The organism is Streptomyces sp. NPDC057280 (genome assembly GCF_042668605.1).
GTDB lineage: Bacteria > Actinomycetota > Actinomycetes > Streptomycetales > Streptomycetaceae > Streptomyces.
On record NZ_JBHUYR010000002.1, the window covers coordinates 597,127 to 615,159 of the forward strand.

Annotated in this window: 15 protein-coding genes; 11 read left to right on the forward strand and 4 right to left on the reverse strand. The window is 73.0% G+C overall.

What is annotated here, in order from left to right; genetic code table 11:
* The first annotated feature begins 69 nt into the window (after positions 1 to 69).
* From ACFUO4_RS13250 to ACFUO4_RS13260, 3 genes are all read left to right on the forward strand, one after another.
* Positions 70 to 2,058 (forward strand): SpoIIE family protein phosphatase, encoded by a 1,989-nt coding sequence (locus ACFUO4_RS13250; RefSeq protein ID WP_383483499.1) that lies wholly within the window; start codon positions 70 to 72, stop codon positions 2,056 to 2,058.
* Between the two features lie 109 nt (positions 2,059 to 2,167).
* Positions 2,168 to 5,125, forward strand: coding sequence for an SdrD B-like domain-containing protein (locus ACFUO4_RS13255; RefSeq protein ID WP_383483502.1), 2,958 nt, complete (start codon positions 2,168 to 2,170; stop codon positions 5,123 to 5,125).
* Positions 5,126 to 5,206: 81 nt separating this feature from the next.
* On the forward strand, positions 5,207 to 6,280 hold the full coding sequence (locus ACFUO4_RS13260) for a hypothetical protein (RefSeq protein WP_383483505.1): 1,074 nt from the start codon (positions 5,207 to 5,209) through the stop codon (positions 6,278 to 6,280).
* Positions 6,281 to 6,426: 146 nt separating this feature from the next.
* Here the strand turns inward: ACFUO4_RS13260 and ACFUO4_RS13265 are convergent, their stop codons facing one another.
* Positions 6,427 to 7,782, reverse strand: coding sequence for a right-handed parallel beta-helix repeat-containing protein (locus ACFUO4_RS13265; protein ID WP_383483508.1), 1,356 nt, complete (start codon positions 7,780 to 7,782; stop codon positions 6,427 to 6,429).
* 23 nt (positions 7,783 to 7,805) lie between these two features.
* Here ACFUO4_RS13265 and ACFUO4_RS13270 point away from each other — a divergent pair, with 23 nt between their 5' ends.
* A complete protein-coding gene (locus ACFUO4_RS13270; protein WP_383483511.1) occupies positions 7,806 to 8,882 on the forward strand; it encodes a Dyp-type peroxidase in 1,077 nt (358 codons plus the stop codon).
* Here ACFUO4_RS13270 and ACFUO4_RS13275 read toward each other — a convergent pair.
* Positions 8,785 to 9,612 carry a L,D-transpeptidase family protein gene (locus ACFUO4_RS13275; protein WP_383483514.1) on the reverse strand — a complete coding sequence of 276 codons (828 nt, stop codon included), beginning with the start codon at positions 9,610 to 9,612 and terminating at the stop codon, positions 8,785 to 8,787. The two genes, ACFUO4_RS13270 and ACFUO4_RS13275, sit on opposite strands and share 98 nt — an antisense overlap.
* 114 nt (positions 9,613 to 9,726) lie before the next feature.
* On the opposite strand from ACFUO4_RS13275, the gene hemW reads away from it, so the two are divergent.
* Entirely contained in the window at positions 9,727 to 10,959 is a 1,233-nt protein-coding gene (gene hemW, locus ACFUO4_RS13280; protein WP_383483517.1) for a radical SAM family heme chaperone HemW, read from the forward strand.
* Between the two features lie 105 nt (positions 10,960 to 11,064).
* On the opposite strand, the gene ACFUO4_RS13285 is transcribed toward hemW, so the two are convergent.
* Both ACFUO4_RS13285 and ACFUO4_RS13290 read right to left on the reverse strand, forming a co-directional pair.
* Entirely contained in the window at positions 11,065 to 11,868 is an 804-nt protein-coding gene (locus ACFUO4_RS13285) for a DUF3097 domain-containing protein (RefSeq protein WP_079312892.1), read from the reverse strand.
* Between the two features lie 31 nt (positions 11,869 to 11,899).
* Complete coding sequence (locus ACFUO4_RS13290; RefSeq protein ID WP_383483520.1) at positions 11,900 to 12,631, reverse strand: MBL fold metallo-hydrolase; 732 nt, start codon at positions 12,629 to 12,631, stop codon at positions 11,900 to 11,902.
* A gap of 153 nt (positions 12,632 to 12,784) precedes the next feature.
* On the opposite strand from ACFUO4_RS13290, the gene hrcA reads away from it, so the two are divergent.
* The 6 genes from hrcA (at position 12,785) to ACFUO4_RS13320 (ending at position 18,023) form a co-directional block, all read left to right on the forward strand.
* Positions 12,785 to 13,801, forward strand: coding sequence for a heat-inducible transcriptional repressor HrcA (gene hrcA / locus ACFUO4_RS13295; RefSeq protein WP_079312888.1), 1,017 nt, complete (start codon positions 12,785 to 12,787; stop codon positions 13,799 to 13,801).
* Entirely contained in the window at positions 13,802 to 14,935 is a 1,134-nt protein-coding gene (gene dnaJ, locus ACFUO4_RS13300) for a molecular chaperone DnaJ (RefSeq protein ID WP_079312886.1), read from the forward strand. It begins immediately after the preceding gene.
* Positions 14,936 to 15,158: 223 nt separating this feature from the next.
* Positions 15,159 to 16,247: a nitronate monooxygenase gene (locus tag ACFUO4_RS13305; RefSeq protein ID WP_383483525.1), complete on the forward strand. Its 1,089-nt coding sequence runs from the start codon at positions 15,159 to 15,161 to the stop codon at positions 16,245 to 16,247.
* Complete coding sequence (locus tag ACFUO4_RS13310) at positions 16,244 to 16,993, forward strand: 16S rRNA (uracil(1498)-N(3))-methyltransferase (RefSeq protein WP_383483528.1); 750 nt, start codon at positions 16,244 to 16,246, stop codon at positions 16,991 to 16,993. Before ACFUO4_RS13305 ends, ACFUO4_RS13310 begins: the two co-directional genes overlap by 4 nt.
* Positions 16,994 to 17,015: 22 nt before the next feature.
* Positions 17,016 to 17,408, forward strand: coding sequence for a VOC family protein (locus ACFUO4_RS13315; RefSeq protein WP_383483531.1), 393 nt, complete (start codon positions 17,016 to 17,018; stop codon positions 17,406 to 17,408).
* A gap of 90 nt (positions 17,409 to 17,498) precedes the next feature.
* Positions 17,499 to 18,023, forward strand: coding sequence for a hypothetical protein (locus ACFUO4_RS13320; RefSeq protein ID WP_128112401.1), 525 nt, complete (start codon positions 17,499 to 17,501; stop codon positions 18,021 to 18,023).
* The last annotated feature ends 10 nt before the right edge of the window (positions 18,024 to 18,033 follow it).

Below are 18,033 nucleotides of genomic sequence, written 5' to 3' on the forward strand. Positions count from 1 at the left end.
CGCAGCCAGTCTGTCACTCTGTCCGCATCGACCGAGGCGTATTCGTCCGAACTGCTCGGGGAGCTCGACATGGGGGCCATTCCGGCGCAACGGGAGAACGACTCCCGTGCCTCTGATGCGCCTGTGCCCGACCGCGTGCCCTCGTGCGCCCGGGCGCATGCCGTCCTCCCCGGTAGCTCCCAGGCGCCGGGCGCCGCCCGCGCACTGCTGCGCGCCGCGTTCACGGAATGGGCCGAACTCGCCCTGCCCGGCGCGGAACTGCTCACCGAACGCGTCACCGGCGACCTCGCCATCGTCACCAGTGAACTCGTCACCAACGCGGTCGTGCACGCGGGCACCGACGTCGAACTGGACTGCCGTATGGAGGACACGGGCGCGGTCGTCGTGGAGGTCACCGACCACCACCCGTCGCGCGCCCCGCGCGCCGGCGCCCCCGAAGCGCCGGACCCGGCACCGGAGTACGCCCCCGGGACCCCCGAACTCGGCCGGGGCACACCCGAGTACGGGCGCGGTCTGCGTCTCGTCGCCACCCTCGCCGAGTCCTGGGGCGTCACCTACCGCACCGGCTCCAAGACGGTGTGGGCCCGGCTCACCGACGAGGACGACGCGACCGCCGGCGACCTGGACACGTACCCGGGGGAGCACGGCCTGCGGGTCGCCGAGATCCTCGCCCCCGAACCCGCGCGCGCCGAGCGCGACCGGGAGTGGCTCAACCGCGGTGCCCTGTCCTTCCTCGCCGAGGCCTCCGACCTGCTCGCCGGGCAGCTCGACGAGGACCTGGTGGCCGCGCTCGCCGGACAGCTGATCGTGCCGCGGCTCGCCGACTGGTGCGCGGTGTGGCTGGAGGACGAGCTCATGGGCCGCTGGGGCTCCCCGCGCACGACCGAGGCCGACGGCGGGGGCGGCATCGGAGGCTGGGGCGCCGACGGGATCGCCGGACCGGGACCGCGGCTGGCCCGCGTCTGGCACGGCAGCGAGAACCTCATCGAGGACCTGCGCCGGGCCCTGGAGAAGGAGGTGCCGCGGCTGCCGGACCCGCCCCGCTCGGGCCCCGTCCCCTTCCCCTGGCCCGGCGAGGCCCTCGGCCCGCACGGACTGCACGGCGCGGCCCTCGCGTACCGCCTGATCGCCGGCGGCCGTCCGCTCGGCACCCTGGTCATCGGGCGGGCGGGCCTGCTGCGCTTCCCCGACGAGATCACCGGCCTGGTCGAGGACCTCGGCCGCCGCGTCGCCCTCGCCATCAGCGCCGCCCGCCAGTACGCCCGCCAGGCCACCATCAGCGCCGTCCTCCAGCGTGGACTGCTGCCCGGCGCGGTCGCCGAGATCCCCGGCGTGAGCAGCGCCCTCGTCCACGAACCCTGCGACAAGGCGGGCCCCAGCGGCGACTTCTACGACCTGTTCCCCTGCGGCGACGGCCGCTGGTGCTTCGCCATCGGCGACGTCCAGGGGAAGGGACCCGAGGCCGCCGTGGTGATCGGCCTGGCCCGGCCCTGGCTGCGGCTGCTGGCCCGCGAGGGATACGCCGTCGCCGAGGTCCTCGACCGCCTCAACCAGCTCCTCCTCGACGACGCCACCGAGGCCGCGGACGCCGCCGCCCGCGCCTTCGTCGGACCGGTGGGCCCCGCCGGCCCCGCCGACGGCCCGCAGACCCGTTTCCTGTCCCTTCTCTTCGGCCAGCTGCGCCCCTTCGACGGCGGCGTCCAGTGCACCCTCGCCTCCGCCGGCCACCCCCTGCCGCTGCTCCTCGGACCGGACGGCAGGGTCCGCACGGTCGCGCAGCCGCAGACCCTCCTCGGGGTCGTCGAGGACGCCGTGTACTCCAGCGAGATCATCGAGTTGCGCCGGGGCGACACCCTGCTGTGCGTCACCGACGGGGTGACCGAGCGGCGCAGCGGCTCCCGTCAGTTCGACGACGGCGACGGACTCGCCGCGGCCCTCGCCGGCTGCGCGGGCCTGACCGCCCCGCTCATCGCCGAGCGCATCAAACGCCTGGTCCACGAGTTCGGCGTCCGTCCGCCCGACGACGACCTGGCCCTGCTGGTGCTGCAAGCGGAGTAAAGCTGACGGGCCGTCATCACCCGCACGTTCCTTCGAATGGCCCGATTGGCAGTTCTTCACACTTTCCATACATGAGCGGTGGGGGCCGTTTTCATGAGACGAGGGAAGCGTGCTGCACAGAAACTGGAAAGCGCCCGGACTGGGCGGCATCAGTCTGGCGCTGCTGGCGGCGGGAACGCTCGCCGGTTCGGCCGGAACCTCGGTGGCCCTGGCCGCCGGAGCGGGCGACGGCACGGTCACCGTGCGCGTGGTCACGGAGGTCGACGCCGACGGGGCGTACGACAGTGTCCTGGAACCCGGCCTGTCCGGTGTCAAGGTGACCCTGACCGACGACGCCGGCGCGACCCTGACCGCGACGACCGGCGCCGACGGCACCGCCGTGTTCACCCCGGCGTCCACGGCCCTGACCGGCGGCAAGTACCGCATCCAGGTCACCAACCCCGCCCCGGGCACCCTCTCCCCGGCCGTCGCGGGGCTCGGCACCGGCGCCGACGTCATCCGCTCCGGCGTCGGCTTCGTCGATGTCGGCGGCGGCAGGAACGTCACCTACACCACCGGCTTCTGGGAGCCGGACCTGTACTGCCAGGAGAACCCGGCCCTGGTCACCTGCGGCCTGGCCAAGGGCGACGCGACCGGACAGCAGGGCCTGGTCTCCTTCGCCTCGAACTTCGCCGGCTACCAGGACGGCCCGCTCACCCAGCTGACCGACAACACCCAGCAGCAGGCGGTGTTCGGCATCGGCACCGACCGCACGGGCAACGTCTACGCGGGCACCTCGGTCAAACGCCACACGGAGTACGGCCCGGCGGGCCCCGTCAACGCGATCTACCGCTACAACGCCGGCAGCAAGGCGCTGAAGCCGTTCGTCACCCTGCCCGGCACCCTGACCGCGCACGACAGCGGCGACCACTACCTCCACGACGACGCCGTCTACGCCAAGGTCGGACGCGAGGGCCTCGGCGACGTCGACGTCTCCGGCGACGGCAAGACGCTCTACGCCGTCAACCTCAACGACGCCAAGCTCTACGCCGTGCCCATCCAGGGCACCGGCGACGCCGTCACCGCCGGCACCCCGGCGTCGTACGCCATCCCCAAGCCCGCCTCCTGCGTCGGCGACTGGCACCCGTACGGCATCGGCGTGCGCGGCGCCCGGGTCGTGGTCGGCGGGGTGTGCGGCGCCGAGACGACCGTGTCCAGCGATGTGGCCTGGGGCGACCCGTCCAAGCTCAGCGCGCACGTCTACGAGTTCAAGGGCGGGCAGTTCAGCGAGCTGTTCAGCCACGGACTCGACTACGCGCGTGGCTGCGCCTACCGCTTCACCGGCTCCCCGTCCGTGTTCTACCGCTGCGACGACAACACCACCGTCGGCCAGTGGATGAGCGCCGACTGGGAGGCCTGGAACCAGCGGGTCCCGCTCAAGGAGGAGCACGGCTTCGTCTCCGCCCCGCAGCCGATGCTGGCCAACATCGAGATCGCCGACAACGGCGACCTGATCCTCGGCTACCGCGACCGCTTCGCCGACATGCAGGGCAACCGCACCTACTCCTACCGTTCCACGGACACGCAGGTCTCGGCCGTCGCCGCCGGTGACACTCTGCGGGCCTGTCGGTCCGGCACGACGTACACGCTGGAGAACAACGGCGGCTGCGGCGGGCTGACCGGCGCCCTGCCGGGCGACAAGCGCGGTCCCGGCGGCGGTGAGTTCTACACCGACTTCACCACCCTCGCCGACGCCCAGCACGACCAGATCGACGAGGGCGGCCTGGTCCTCCAGCCGTACCGGAACAAGCTGTGGACCACCGCCTACGACCCGTACACCAACCAGGCGTACGAGCAGGGCGTACGGCGCTGGACCGCCGACTCCGGGGCCATCGAGGCCAACCTGAAGCTCAAGTCCACCTGGAGCGACGGCGCCAACCTCTTCGGCAAGGGCAACGGCCTCGCCGACCTGGAGATGATCTGCGACCAGGCACCCGTCCAGATCGGCAACCGGGTCTGGTACGACACCGACGGCGACGGCATCCAGGACCCCTCCGAGCCGCCCGTCGCCGGGGTGAAGGTCACCCTGAAGGACAAGGACGGCAACACACTCACCACGACCACGGACGCCAACGGCGAGTACTACGTCGGCACCGCGGACGGCCTGAAGCCGAACACCGACTACCAGGTCGCCTTCGACTACAGCGGCATCGACACCTCGAAGCTGCCCGGCAAGCCGGCGCTCGACGAGATCAAGTGGACGCTGAAGGGAGCCGGCTCGAACCGGGCGATCGACTCGAACGTCGACGCCGCCGGCAAGACCGCCGTCAAGGTCGGCGACCCCGGCCACGTCAACCACGACGTCGACGCGGGCCTGGTCGGGCCGGTCAACAAGCTCGGCGACTACGTCTGGTACGACACCGACGGTGACGGCATCCAGGACAAGGGCGAGAAGGGCGCCGCGGGCATCACGGTCAAGCTCGTCGACCCGAAGACCGGCAAGGTCATCAGGACGACCACGACCGACGAGAACGGCAAGTACCTGTTCACGAACCTGCCGGACGGCGACTACCGGGTCTGCTTCGTCAAGCCGGACGAGTACGACTGGACCAGGCAGAACGCGGGCAGGGACGGCGACGACTCCGTCGTGGACCCCGCCACCGGCTGCTCCCCGGTCGTCACCCTCGGGCCCGGCAAGCGCGAGAACCTCACCCTCGACGCCGGTCTCGTCAAGGAACTGGGCCTGACGATCGTCAAGACCGACGCCAAGACCCACAAGCCGCTCGCCGGCGCGGTCTTCCAGCTCTGGCGGGACGGCAACGGCCGCCCCGGGCTGCAGCGCGGGGGCCCGGAGAAGGACACGTTCGTCGGCGACTGCGCCACCAGCCGCAAGGGGCGCTGCTACTTCGACGACCTGCCGGCCGGCACGTACTACCTGGTGGAGACGGACGTTCCCGAGGGCTACGTCCTGCCGAAGAAGGCGATCACCGGGCCGTACGCGGTCACGCTGCGGACCGCGTCGTCGAAGGACGGCCTCGTCGTGAAGATCGCCAACAAGCGAGGGGAGCCGTGCAAGGGCAAGTGCTGACACGCCCGCGTGGGTGAACGTCGGGTGGGCCGTGCGCCGGTGTCGACCGGTGGGCGGCCCACCCGGCTGTAGAGACGAGCCATGCGTATCAAGGTGAAGACGCTCCTGGTGACGGGAGCGGTCCTCGCGGCGGCCGGACTCACCGCCACGACCGCCGTGCTCGTCTCCGGCTCCGACGAGGGCCCGCGCCCCGTCTCCGCCGCCGAGGCCCAGCGGATGGCCGTGACCCGCTTCCGCATGTACCGGGCCAGTCCGTCGGCGGTCACCGTGCGGGTCACGACGCCGACGGGTACGACGGTGATCCGCGCGGTCGTCGACCACCGGCGGCATCGGGCGGTCGGCGCGTACGAAGCCGGGGACGAGGCGGCGCGGGGGCTGCTGGCCTGGGACATGTCGGGGGTGGCCGTCGCCCGGGGTGGGGCAGCGGGAGCTGTGCGGTCCGGGGGGTCGGGGGAGTTGGGCGGGGCTGGGGGATCGCGCAGGCCGGGGGAGTTGGGCGGGCCGGCGTCCGGTGGGGAGGTGGGAGCTGTGCGGTCGGGGGAGTCGGGCGGGGCTCGGGGGTTGGGCGGGTCGAGGGGGTCGGGCGGGCCGGCGTCCGGTGGGGAGGCGGGAGTTGTGCGGTCGGGGGAGTCGGGTGGGGCTGGGGGATCGGGCAGGCCGAGGGGGTTGGGCGGGCCGGCGTCCGGTGGGGCAGCGGGAGTTGTGCGGTCGGGGGAGTCGGGCGGGGTGGCGGCCGGCGCGGACGCCTCGGTGTCCGCGGTGCTGGGGTCGGTGCGCGCGGTGCGGGCGGGCGGGTGGACGCGGCGGGGGTTCGTCGGCGGGCCGCTCGACACGGGGCTGCGGCTGGTCCTCGGCCTGGCCGCCGACCGGCCCGACAACGCCCAGCTGCTCGCCCAGTCCGGCCCGTCATGGCTGCGCGGCGACCGGATCGACGGGCGTCCCCTGGACGTCTTCTCCGGCCCCCGGCCCCGCCCCCAGGGCTCGGCGCCGCCCGCCGGCCGCTCCCCGCTGGCGTACTGGATCGACGCCGACGGCGACCTGCGCCGCGTGACCGCGACGCTCGGCACCGGCCGGACGGTCACCGTCGACGTGACGGCGGCCCATGTGACGAAGGGGAGCCTGCCGGAGGGGCCCTGGAAGCCGCGCCGACACTGAGCGGGCCGGGTGACGTCGGCTGCGGTGGGGCAGTGCCCTGAAGGGGCGCGGGGCCGTATCGATATGCGGCTCCGCCGCGTGGGCACGGCCGGCGAGGACGGCGCCGCAGCCGATCGACGGCCCAGCACCGCCCTTCCGGCAAGTGCTCAGCGTCGCGGCACCGCCTGCGCCGACCCCGGCAGCGGGAAGGCCTCCGGGTTCACCCGGCCCGGCAGGCCCACGGCCGGGCGCGGTGGCGCCGTACGGGGGCCCGGCTGGTTCGGCTGGGCGGGGGGTGCCGGGGCGTCCTGGAAGGAGATGCCGGGCGGGGGCCGGAGCGGGTGGGCGCGGCCCAGGGGGCGGCGGCCGGTGCCGGGTTCGGCGGGGAGCGGGGTCTCCGTACGGGTGGCGCGGCCGCAGGGGGTCAGCGTGCTCAGGTTCGCGGGGCTGGTGACCGGCTCCCCGTTATCCGCGAAGCAGTTGCCCGCCGGGGCGCCGGTGGCCAGCACCAGGTCCGTGCCGTTGCCGGTGACCCGGTTGCCGCGGACGGTGTTGTCACGCGCCGGGTAGCCCTGGACGTCGCTCAGCAGGACACCGGCCGCCCGGTTGCCGGAGATCAGGTTGCGCTCGATGACATTGCCCCGGCCGCCCCCCGCCCCGACGCCGATCCCGAAGCCCCCGTCGGCCTGTTCGGGGCTGCGGTCGTCGTTGTTGTCGGTGAGGACGTTGCCGGCGATCACCGCGTCGTGCTGGGGGCCGAGGGCCTCCAGGTCGTTGGAGTTGAGAGTCAGGCCCACCCGGTTGCGGGCGGCCCGGTTGCCCAGCAGATACAGCCCCTCGGACGCGTTCGTCACCTCCAGGCCGACCGCGTTGTGCTCCACGGTGTTGTGCCGGACCACCGTGTCGCAGGGGCGGCACTGGCCGACGTAGATCCCGGAGTCGGCCTGCCCGGAGGCGTAGGAGTGCTCGATGACGCCGGAGCGGGCGTCGAAGGCGTAGATGCCGTACAGGGCGTTGTTGTAGGCGGTCACATAGGACGCCCGGAAGCCCTTCAGCGGCGGGAACGCGACCGTGTCCAGCGGGTCGTAGCCCGCGCCGCCCGCCCCGCCCGCCTGGAGGCGCTCATCGGTCACGCCGGTGAACAGGACCCCGTTGGCGAGGTGGTCACGGACCGTCAGGTTCTCCACGACCGAGCCCGCCCCGGTGACCGTGATCCCGTTGGACCGCTCGAACTCCCCGTCCACCACGACCTTCGAGCGCTCCGTCCCGCGCAGCACCACGCGCGGCTTGGCCACGACGACGCTCTCCCGGTAGACGCCGGGCGAGACCAGCACCAGCCCGCCGGGGCGCACCCGGTCCACCGCCCGCTGGACGGAGCCGGCGTCCTGCGGCACCCGGACCACGGCGGGGCCGGCCGTGCCGCCCGAGCTGCCCGGCGAGCCGCCGCCGGGCGCGCAGGAGACGAGGAGGAGGACAAGCGCGGCCAGCCACGGGACGGGGCGCGGGAAACGGTTCGATCGCACGCCGCAGATGTATCGTCCCGTTCGTGCCCAAGGCAACGAATGCCGGATTCGACACGCTTGACGGTTCCTCAGCGACCGGCCCCGCCCGCCGGACCCTCCTCGCCGTCGCCACCGGCCTCGCGGTGACCGGCTGCACGGCCGACCCCCGGTCCGGCCGCGAGGGCCCCGGCCCCGACGGCGTACGCCAGCCCGGGGTGACCACCGCGCAGCAGAGCGCCGCGCTCGTCCTGTCGTACGACCTCACCGCGCGCCCCCGCCGGCTGCGCACCGTGCTCGGCGCCTGGGCCCGGGCCCTCGCAGCGGACCGCACCCCGTCCCTGACCGCCACCGTCGGGCTCGGCCCCCGCCTCGCCCCGGACGCCCTGCGGGAGCTGCCGCCCTTCCCCGGCGACCGGCTCGACCCCGCCCGCTGCGGCGGCGACCTCCTCGTCCAGCTCTGCGCCGACGACCCGGACGCCCTCACCCGCACGGCGGCCCGGCTCGCCCATCCGGACCTGCGGCCGCGCTGGCGGCAGCCGGGCTTCCTGCCGCCGCACCGGACCGGCTCGGTGCCCCGCAACCTGCTCGGCTTCAAGGACGGCTCGGCGAACCCGACCGCCGAGGAGTGCGAGCGCTGGGTGTGGCACCAGGACGGGGGCACCTTCCTCGTCGTCCGCCGCATCCGGCTGCGCGTCGACGACTTCGCCCGCCTCACCCCGCGGCGGCAGGAGGAGATCATCGGCCGCCGCCGGGCCGACGGCGCCCCGCTGGACGGCGGGCGGGAGGACGACGACGTGGACATCTTCGCCAAGACCCCGCACGGCCGGTACATCACCCCGCTCGGCGCCCACGTCCGCGCCGCCAGCCCCCGCCTCGACGGCGGCGCCCGCATGCTGCGCCGCGGCTACTCCTACGACGACGGCCCCGACGACCGCGGCCTGCTGTTCCTCGCCTTTATGCGGGACCCGGCCCTGTTCGTCCGCGTCCAGCGGCGGATGGCGGCGCAGGACGAGCTGAGCCGGTTCAGCGAGCACCGGGGGTCGGCGGTGGCGTATGTGCCGCCGGCGACGGAGCTGTGGGGGCCGTCACCCGTCCGAGGGTGCGTTCCGTGCCCGGCTTGACGCCCCACACGAACACCGAGTCGTCCTCGGCGAGGGTGTCCCACAGCCGCCGCGCGTCGTCGAGCCGCAGATTGACGCAGCCGTGCGAGCCGCCGCTGTACAGGTCGCCGTTGCTGCCGTGGAAGGCCTGGCCCTCGTCGAAGAACTGGGCGTAGGGCATCGGGGCGTCGTACAGGTCGGAGTAGTGGTCGATCTCCCGCCAGTAGACGGTGTGCCATCCGGTGCGGGTCTCGTAGCCGTCGCGGCCGGAGCGGATCGGCACCGGCGCGAACACCACCCGGCGCCCGCTCTGCACCCACATCAGCTGCCGGTCCAGGTCCACACAGGCGACCCGGTGGTCGCGCACCGGGCAGCGGCCGGCCGCGTTCGGGTCCGGACGGGCCTCCACCACCAGCATGGTCCGGTACGTGGCGAGGCCCGCGTACCCGTCGGCGGGCCGGACGCCGTTGCGGGACTGGAAGGCGCGGATCGCCTCGCAGTCGGCCGCCGACTGCCGCCCGTCCACCCCGAGCCGCAGATGCCGCTCCAGCTCGCGCTGGTAGGGACCGGTGCCGGTGGTGCAGGGCGCGGTGGCGGGGATGGGGGATGCGGTGGCGGGGCTGGGGGACGTGGTGGCGCCGGCGGGGTCGGGGACGGGGGATGCGGTGGCGGGGCCGGCGAGGGCGAGGGTGAGCAGGAGGCCGGCGAGGGTGGTGGAGGTGGCGGTGCGGAGCGGCCTGGACGTGCCCATGACGGTCTCCTGTCTCGATGCGTCCGGACCTCCAGCAATACGGCAGCGGGCCCCGACCGGCGGCCCGGACTGAGCCATCCGGGCCCGTCGCCGACGTACGGGACAATGGGACACATGCCTTCCGCACTCCCCGACGGCGAGCCCGTCCCCGACGACGGCGCACTCCCCGCGCACGCGCTCTCCGGAGCCGCCGAGCGCCCCCTCGGGTTCTATCTGCACGTCCCCTACTGCGCGACCCGCTGCGGGTACTGCGACTTCAACACCTACACCGCGACCGAGCTGCGCGGCACCGGCGGCGTCCTCGCCTCCCGCGACAACTACGCCGACACCCTGACCGACGAGATCAGGCTGGCGCGGAAGGTGCTCGGCGACGACCCGCGGCCCGTCCGGACGGTGTTCGTCGGGGGCGGCACGCCGACGCTGCTGGCCGCGGGTGATCTCGTACGGATGCTCGCCGCGATCCGCGACGAGTTCGGCCTCGCGGCGGACGCCGAGGTCACCACGGAGGCGAACCCGGAGTCGGTGGACCCGTCCTATCTGGCCACCCTGCGCGAGGGCGGCTTCAACCGGATCTCCTTCGGCATGCAGAGCGCGAAGCAGCATGTGCTACGGGTGCTGGACCGCACCCACACGCCGGGGCGCCCGGAGGCATGCGTGGCGGAGGCGCGCGCGGCGGGCTTCGAGCACGTCAACCTGGACCTGATCTACGGCACCCCGGGAGAGTCGGACGACGACTGGCGGGCGTCCCTGGACGCGGCGATCGGCGCCGGCCCCGACCACGTCTCGGCGTACGCGCTGATCGTCGAGGAGGGCACCCAGCTGGCCCGGCGCATCCGCCGCGGCGAGGTGCCGATGACGGACGACGACGTCCACGCGGACCGCTATCTGATCGCGGACGAGGTGATGTCGGCGGCGGGCTTCGACTGGTACGAGGTCTCCAACTGGGCGACCTCCGAGGCCGGGCGGTGCCTCCACAACGAGCTGTACTGGCGTGGCGCCGACTGGTGGGGGGCCGGTCCCGGAGCGCACTCGCATGTGGGCGGGGTGCGCTGGTGGAACGTGAAGCATCCCGGCGCGTACGCGGCGGCACTGGCGGCGGGGAAGTCGCCGGGGGCGGGGCGCGAGGTGCTGTCGGAGGAGGACCGCAGGGTCGAGCGGATTCTGCTGGAGCTGCGGTTGAGGGAGGGCGTGCCGTTGTCGCTGCTGCGGGAGGAGGGGCTGGCGGCTTCTCGGCGGGCGCTTTCTGAGGGGCTGCTTCAGGAAGGGGCGTACGCGGAGGGACGGGCGGTGCTGACGCTTCGTGGGCGGCTGCTGGCGGATGCGGTGGTGCGGGACCTGGTGGACTGAGAGGCCGCCGGGCGGCTGCGGGTGCGTGGGGGCCGGTCGCGCCCACGCGGCGGAGACGCACATTGGCACAGCCCCGCGCCCCTGAGGCGGGTGCAGTGCGGCCTCTCATGCCGTGACGAAGTCGATCAGCTCTTCCACCCGGCCCAGCAGCTCCGGCTCCAGGTCCCTGTAGGAGGTCACCCGCTTCAGGATCGCCTGCCATACCGCGCCCGTGTTCTCCGAGGGCCAGCCCAGGGCCTTGCACACGCCTGTCTTCCAGTCCTGGCCGTGGGGGACCCTGGGCCACGCCTCGATGCCCAGGGACGACGGCTTCACCGCCTCCCAGATGTCGATGTACGGGTGGCCGACGACCAGGGCGTGTTCGCTGGTGACCGATGCCGCGATACGGGACTCCTTGCTGCCCGGCACCAGGTGGTCCACCAGGACGCCCAGCTTCGCGTCCGGGCCCGGCGCGAACTCCGCGACGATCGCGGGGAGGTCGTCCACGCCCTCCAGGTACTCCACCACCACGCCCTCGATGCGCAGGTCGTCGCCCCACACCTTCTCGACCAGTTCGGCGTCGTGCCGGCCCTCGACGTAGATGCGGCCGGCGCGGGCCACCCGGGCGCGGGCGCCGGGGACGGCCACCGAGCCGGAAGCCGTACGGGTGGGACGTACCGGAGCGGGCGACGTCGGGCGGACGAGCGTCACCACCCTGCCCTCCAGCAGGAAGCCCCTCGGCTCCAGCGGGAACACCCGGAGCTTGCCGAAGCGGTCCTCCAGGGTCACCGTGCCCGCCTCGCAGCGGATCACCGCGCCGCAGAAACCGGTGCCCGGCTCCTCCACCACCAGGCCGGGCTCGGCCGGGACCTCCGGGACGGGCTTCGGCTTCTTCCACGGCGGGGTCAGATCGGCGGAGTACTGGCGCATTCGGATGACGATAGGAGAAGCCCGCGGCCGGTCAGGGCGACACGCCGAAGCGGGCCGCCAGGGCGTCGCGCTGTGCCCGTACGAACGCCGCGTCCACCACCGCTCCGTGACCGGGCACGTACAGCGCGTCCTCGCCGCCGAGGTCCAGGAGCCGGTCCAGAGCGGCCGGCCAGTGCGACGGTACGGCGTCCGGGCCCGCCTGCGGCTCGCCGGACTCCTCGACCAGGTCGCCGCAGAACACCACCTCGGGCGAGCCCGGGACGAGGACGGCGAGGTCGTGGGCGGTGTGTCCGGGGCCCACGTTGGCGAGCAGGACCTGCCGGCCGCCGCCGAGGTCGAGGGTCCACTCGCCGGAGACCAGGTGGCGGGGACGGGGGAGGGCGTCGACCGCCTCGTCGGCCAGGTGCTCCGCCAGCCCTTCCCGTACCGCGTCCGTGCGCAGCTCCGCGCGGGCCTGCTGCTGCTCGAGCAGCGTGTCCATGCCCACCGGCCCGAACACCTCCGCGCCCGCGAACGCCGCCGCGCCGAAGACATGGTCGAAGTGGGGGTGCGTCAGCGCGAGATGGGTCACACGGTGCCCGGTGAGCGCCTCCGCCTGCGCCCGTAGCCGCGCCCCCTCCGCGAGACTCGACCCGGCGTCCACCAACAGGGCCGTGTCCTTGCCGACGACCAGCCCCGCCGTGCAGTCCCAGACCGGCAGCCGGCACCGGCCGACCCCGGCCGCCACCCTCTGCCACCCCAGCTCTTCCCAAGTCACCGTCATACCGCGACGCTAGCGGTACAGGCGGTCACACCCGGGCCGACCTTGCCCGGGTGGTACCCCGCCGCCGTACACTGGGCCGCGGGGATCGCTGGCACTCGGACGGACAGAGTGCCAGGCGGGGGCCTGGGGAACGACTTCTGGAGGTGTGCGCGGATGCTGAGTGAACGCAGGCTTCAGGTGCTGCGCGCGATCGTCCAGGACTACGTCGGCACCGAGGAGCCCGTCGGTTCCAAGGCCCTCACCGAGCGGCACAACCTCGGCGTCTCCCCGGCGACCGTGCGCAACGACATGGCCGTACTGGAGGACGAGGGGTTCATCGCCCAGCCGCACACCAGCGCCGGGCGCATTCCCACGGACAAGGGATACCGGCTGTTCGTCGACAAGCTCGCGGGCGTCAAGCCGATGACCGCGCCCGAGCGGCGCGCGATCCAGAACTTCCTCGACGGCGCCGTCGACCTCGACGACGTGGTGGCCCGGACCGTGCGGCTGCTCGCGCAGCTCACCCGGCAGGTGGCGGTGGTGCAGTACCCGTCGCTGACCCGGTCCACCGTGCGCCATGTGGAGCTGCTCTCGCTCGCTCCCGCGCGCGTGATGCTCGTCCTGATCACCGACACGGGCCGGGTCGAGCAGCGCATGATCGACTGCCCGGCGCCCTTCGGGGAGGCCTCGCTGGCCGATCTGCGGGCGCGCCTCAACAGCAAGGTCGCGGGGCGCCGGTTCACCGATGTGCCGCGACTGGTCGAGGACCTGCCCGAGGGCTTCGACGTGGAGGATCGGGGTACGGTCGCGACGGTGCTCTCCACGCTGCTGGAGACACTCGTCGAGGAGAACGAGGAGCGGTTGATGATCGGCGGAACCGCCAATCTCACCCGCTTCGGACATGACTTCCCCCTCACCATCCGGCCCGTCCTGGAGGCGCTGGAGGAGCAGGTCGTCCTTCTCAAGTTGCTTGGCGAGGCAGGGGATTCGGGCATGACCGTACGCATCGGTCACGAGAACGCCTATGAGGGACTCAACTCAACTTCGGTGGTGTCGGTCGGCTACGGTTCGGGCGGCGAGGCAGTAGCCAAGCTCGGCGTGGTCGGACCGACCCGCATGGATTACCCGGGAACGATGGGAGCGGTACGCGCAGTGGCACGGTACGTCGGACAGATCCTGGCGGAGTCGTAAGTGGCCACGGACTACTACGCCGTTCTCGGCGTGCGCCGCGACGCGTCGCAGGATGAGATCAAGAAGGCGTTCCGCCGGCTCGCGCGCGAGCTGCACCCGGACGTCAACCCGGATCCGAAGACCCAGGAGCGGTTCAAGGAGATCAACGCCGCTTACGAGGTGCTGTCGGACCCGCAGAAGAAGCAGGTCTACGACCTCGGTGGCGACCCGCTGTCCCAGGCGGGCGGCGGCGCGGGCGGCTTCGGCGCCGGCGGGTTCGGGAACTTCTCGGACATCATGGACGCGTTCTTCGGTACGGCGTCGCAGCGGGGTCCGCGGTCGCGTACGCGGCGGGGCCAGGACGCGATGATCCGGCTGGAGGTCGAGCTCGACGAGGCGGCCTTCGGCACGACGAAGGACATCCAGGTCGACACCGCGATCGTCTGCTCCACCTGCAACGGTGAGGGTGCGGCGCCGGGGACCTCCGCGCAGACGTGTGACATGTGCCGGGGCCGCGGTGAGGTCTCGCAGGTCACCCGGTCCTTCCTGGGCCAGGTCATGACCTCGCGGCCCTGCCCGCAGTGCCAGGGGTTCGGCACGGTCGTGCCGACGCCGTGCCCCGAGTGCGCCGGCGACGGCCGGGTCCGCTCGCGGCGCACGCTGACCGTGAAGATCCCGGCCGGTGTCGACAACGGCACGCGGATCCAGCTCGCGGGTGAGGGCGAGGTCGGGCCCGGTGGCGGTCCCGCCGGTGACCTGTACGTCGAGATCCATGAGCTGCCGCACGCGATGTTCCAGCGGCGCGGCGACGATCTGCACTGCACGGTGACGATCCCGATGACGGCGGCGGCGCTCGGCACGAAGGTGCCGCTGGAGACGCTGGACGGCCTGGAAGAGGTCGACATCCGCCCGGGCACCCAGTCCGGGCAGTCGATCCCGCTGCACGGCCGGGGCGTCACGCATCTGCGGGGCGGCGGGCGCGGCGACCTCATCGTCCACGTCGAGGTGCAGACCCCGAACAAGCTGGACCCGGAGCAGGAGCGACTGCTGCGCGAGCTGGCCAAGCTGCGGGGCGAGGAGCGGCCTCAGGGTCAGTTCCAGCCGGGGCAGCAGGGGCTGTTCTCGCGGCTGAAGGATGCGTTCAACGGGCGCTGATGTGAGCTGGGCGTGCTGCTGGGGGTCCGGGGGTCGGCCCCCGGGCAGACGCAGTCAGCCGGGGCAGCAGGGGTTGTTCTCGCGGCTGAAGGACGCGTTCAACGGGCGCTGAGACGGGCCGGGCGCCGGTGCCGCCAGGTGACCGGCGCCCTCTCGTGCCAGCGGACTATGCCCGCGGAAGGCCGGATTCGGACTTGTTCGGGGGACGTGACAACATGCGGGCATGTCCTCCGCGCTGACCGATCTCTTCCCTCACCCGATCGTGCAGGCCCCCATGGCGGGCGGGGTCTCCGTCCCGCAACTGGCCGCGGCCGTGTCCGATGCCGGGGGGCTGGGGTTCCTCGCCGCCGGGTACAAGACGGCGGACGGCATGTACCAGGAGATCAAGCAGCTGCGCGGGCTGACCGGGCGGCCCTTCGGCGTCAACCTCTTCATGCCGCAGCCCGAGTACGCCGACCCCGCGGCGGTCGACGTGTACGCGCACCAGCTCGCCGGGGAAGCGGCCTGGTACGAGACCGAGCTCGGCGACCGCGACAGCGGGCGGGACGACGGATACGACGCCAAGCTCGCCGTGCTCCTCGACAACCCCGTCCCCGTCGTCTCCTTCCACTTTGGCGTGCCGAACGGTGAGGTGCTGGAGGCGCTGCGGCGGGCCGGGACCTTCACGCTCGTCACCGCGACCACCCCCGACGAGGCCCTCGCCGTGGAACGGGCCGGGGCCGACGCGGTCATCGCGCAGGGCATCGAGGCCGGCGGGCATCAGGGCACCCACCGGGACGTCCCCGAGGCCGACGGCGCCGGGCTCGGACTGCTCTCACTCGTCGGGCAGATCCGGGAGACCGTCCGGATTCCCGTCGTCGCCGCCGGCGGCCTCATGCGCGGCAGCCAGATCGCCGCCGTCCTCGCCGCCGGCGCCAGTGCCGCCCAGCTCGGCACCGCCTTCCTCGCCACCCCCGAGTCCGGCGCCGCCGACCTCCACAAGCAGGCGCTGACCAACCCCCTCTTCGTGCGGACGGAACTCACCCGGGCCTTCTCCGGCCGGCCGGCCCGCGGGCTCGTCAACCGGTTCATGCGCGAGCACGGCCCGTACGCCCCCGCCGCCTACCCCGAGGTCCACCACCTCACCGCGCCGCTGCGCAAGGCCGCCGCCAAGGCCAAGGACGCGCAGGGCATGGCCCTGTGGGCGGGACAGGGGCACCGGATGGCCCGCCCGCTGCCCGCCGGGCAGCTCGTGGAGGTGCTGGCCGCCGAACTGGCCGACGCCACGACAGCGTTGTCGGTGTTCCACACCCCCGGAGGTGAGCTGCGATGACCGCTCCCGTTTTCGTCGTCGACCACTTCGACGCCGGTGGCGGCGGCCACTACGTCCTCGACGGGCCCGAGGGACGCCACGCCGTCTCCGTGAAACGCCTCCAGCCCGGCGAGGACGTCATCCTCACCGACGGGGCCGGACGCTGGGCCGACTGCGTCGTGCTCGGCACCGAGGGCAAGGACCGGCTGATCGTCAAGATGGACGGCGTCAGCGAGGAGCCCGCCGCGCAGCCGCGCATCACCGTCGTCCAGGCCCTGCCCAAGGGCGACCGGGGCGAACTCGCCGTCGAGACCATGACCGAGGTCGGCGTCGACGCGATCGTGCCCTGGCAGGCGGCCCGTTGCATCACCCAGTGGAAGGGCGAGCGGGGACTGAAGGCGCTCGGCAAGTGGCGGGCCACCGCCCGCGAGGCCGGCAAGCAGTCCCGGCGCGTCCGCTTCCCCGAGGTCGCGGACCTGGCGACGACCAAGCAGGTCGCGGCGCTCCTCGCCGGCGCCGACTTCGCCGCCGTGCTCCACTCCGACTTCGAACGCGGCAGCCGGCCGCTCGCGACCGCCGACCTCCCCGACGAGGGCGAGATCGTGCTCGTCGTCGGACCCGAAGGGGGCGTCGCCAAGGACGAGTTGGCGCTCTTCGAGGAGGCGGGTGCGCAGGCGTACGTGCTGGGCCCTACCGTGTTGCGTACCTCGACCGCCGGGACGGCGGCCGCGGCCCTGCTCCTCGGCCGCACCGGCCGCTGGTCCTGACCGATCCCCCGGGGGAAACACCGTGGAACTCGCCCAAGTACGGCTCCTCGTCACCGACTTCGCCGCCTGCTACCGCTTCTACGCCGAAGTCCTCGGCCTGAAGCCGCAGTCGGGGGCGACCGAGGGACCGTACGAGAAGTTCAGCCCCACCACCGGCTCGGCCGGCATCGCCCTCCAGGACCGGGCCATGATGGCCGGCATCCTGGGCGAACTGGGCGACGAGGCCAGCGGGCACCGGTCGCTGGTGGTGCTGCGGGTCGACGACCTGGACGCCTACTGCGAGCAGATCACGTCCCGAGGCGCGGTACTCCTGCACGGCCCCGCCCCGATGACGGACCGCATGCGCGTCGCCCACCTCAAGGACCCGGAGGGCAACCTGGTGGAACTCCAGGAGTGGCTCCTGCTGCGCGCCTGAAGGTTTCATCGCCTGGGTGTCACTCGATTGTGGGACGAGTGTCCGTATGTGCTCTACCGCGTCGGGCGGGACAGTGGGAAGCTGCCCTCCATGGGGGTATTGAGGAGGATTTGGCGGCACCGGGGCCGGCGTATCGGCGCGGTGGTCGCGTTCGGTGTGGTGGCCGTCGGCGGGGTCGTCGCCTGTGATCCCGCGGGGCTGAGTTCCGCGTCGGTGGCGTACACCACCGATCGGACCGTCACCAAGGAGCTGGAGCGGCAGCACGCGAAGGTGCAGTGGCTCACCTGCCAGGCCTCCTACGGCAACCGCCCCACGCCCACCGCGACCGAGAACGCCGTCGCCGAGGTGCACTGCACCGGCGAGACCAACGACGGCAAGGACATCAAGGTCGACGGGAAGATCACCCGGGTCGTCAACGGGCAGTGCGTGCGCGGGGAGTTGACCGCGAAGATCGACGGGAAGCAGTGGTTCCAGGTGAACGGGCTGGGCAACTGCAATGCCACGCCCGAGCCCGCCGGTGGCAACAACAACCCCGGGGCCACGGTCACCGTCACCGTCACGGAGACCGTGTGGTGCGACAAGTACCCGGACTGCCGCCCGGTGCAAGGAAAATGACCTTAGGGTG

What these genes read in the sequence shown, in the direction of transcription:
- ACFUO4_RS13250 (WP_383483499.1), top strand. Translation starts at nt 70, where the DNA reads ATGGGGGCCATTCCGGCGCAACGGGAGAACGACTCCCGTGCCTCTGAT.
- ACFUO4_RS13260 (WP_383483505.1), top strand. Translation starts at nt 5,207, where the DNA reads ATGCGTATCAAGGTGAAGACGCTCCTGGTGACGGGAGCGGTCCTCGCG.
- ACFUO4_RS13275 (WP_383483514.1), bottom strand. Translation starts at nt 9,612, where the DNA reads ATGGGCACGTCCAGGCCGCTCCGCACCGCCACCTCCACCACCCTCGCC.
- hemW (WP_383483517.1), top strand. Translation starts at nt 9,727, where the DNA reads ATGCCTTCCGCACTCCCCGACGGCGAGCCCGTCCCCGACGACGGCGCA.
- ACFUO4_RS13285 (WP_079312892.1), bottom strand. Translation starts at nt 11,868, where the DNA reads ATGCGCCAGTACTCCGCCGATCTGACCCCGCCGTGGAAGAAGCCGAAG.
- ACFUO4_RS13290 (WP_383483520.1), bottom strand. Translation starts at nt 12,631, where the DNA reads ATGACGGTGACTTGGGAAGAGCTGGGGTGGCAGAGGGTGGCGGCCGGG.
- hrcA (WP_079312888.1), top strand. Translation starts at nt 12,785, where the DNA reads ATGCTGAGTGAACGCAGGCTTCAGGTGCTGCGCGCGATCGTCCAGGAC.
- ACFUO4_RS13305 (WP_383483525.1), top strand. Translation starts at nt 15,159, where the DNA reads ATGTCCTCCGCGCTGACCGATCTCTTCCCTCACCCGATCGTGCAGGCC.
- ACFUO4_RS13310 (WP_383483528.1), top strand. Translation starts at nt 16,244, where the DNA reads ATGACCGCTCCCGTTTTCGTCGTCGACCACTTCGACGCCGGTGGCGGC.
- ACFUO4_RS13320 (WP_128112401.1), top strand. Translation starts at nt 17,499, where the DNA reads ATGGGGGTATTGAGGAGGATTTGGCGGCACCGGGGCCGGCGTATCGGC.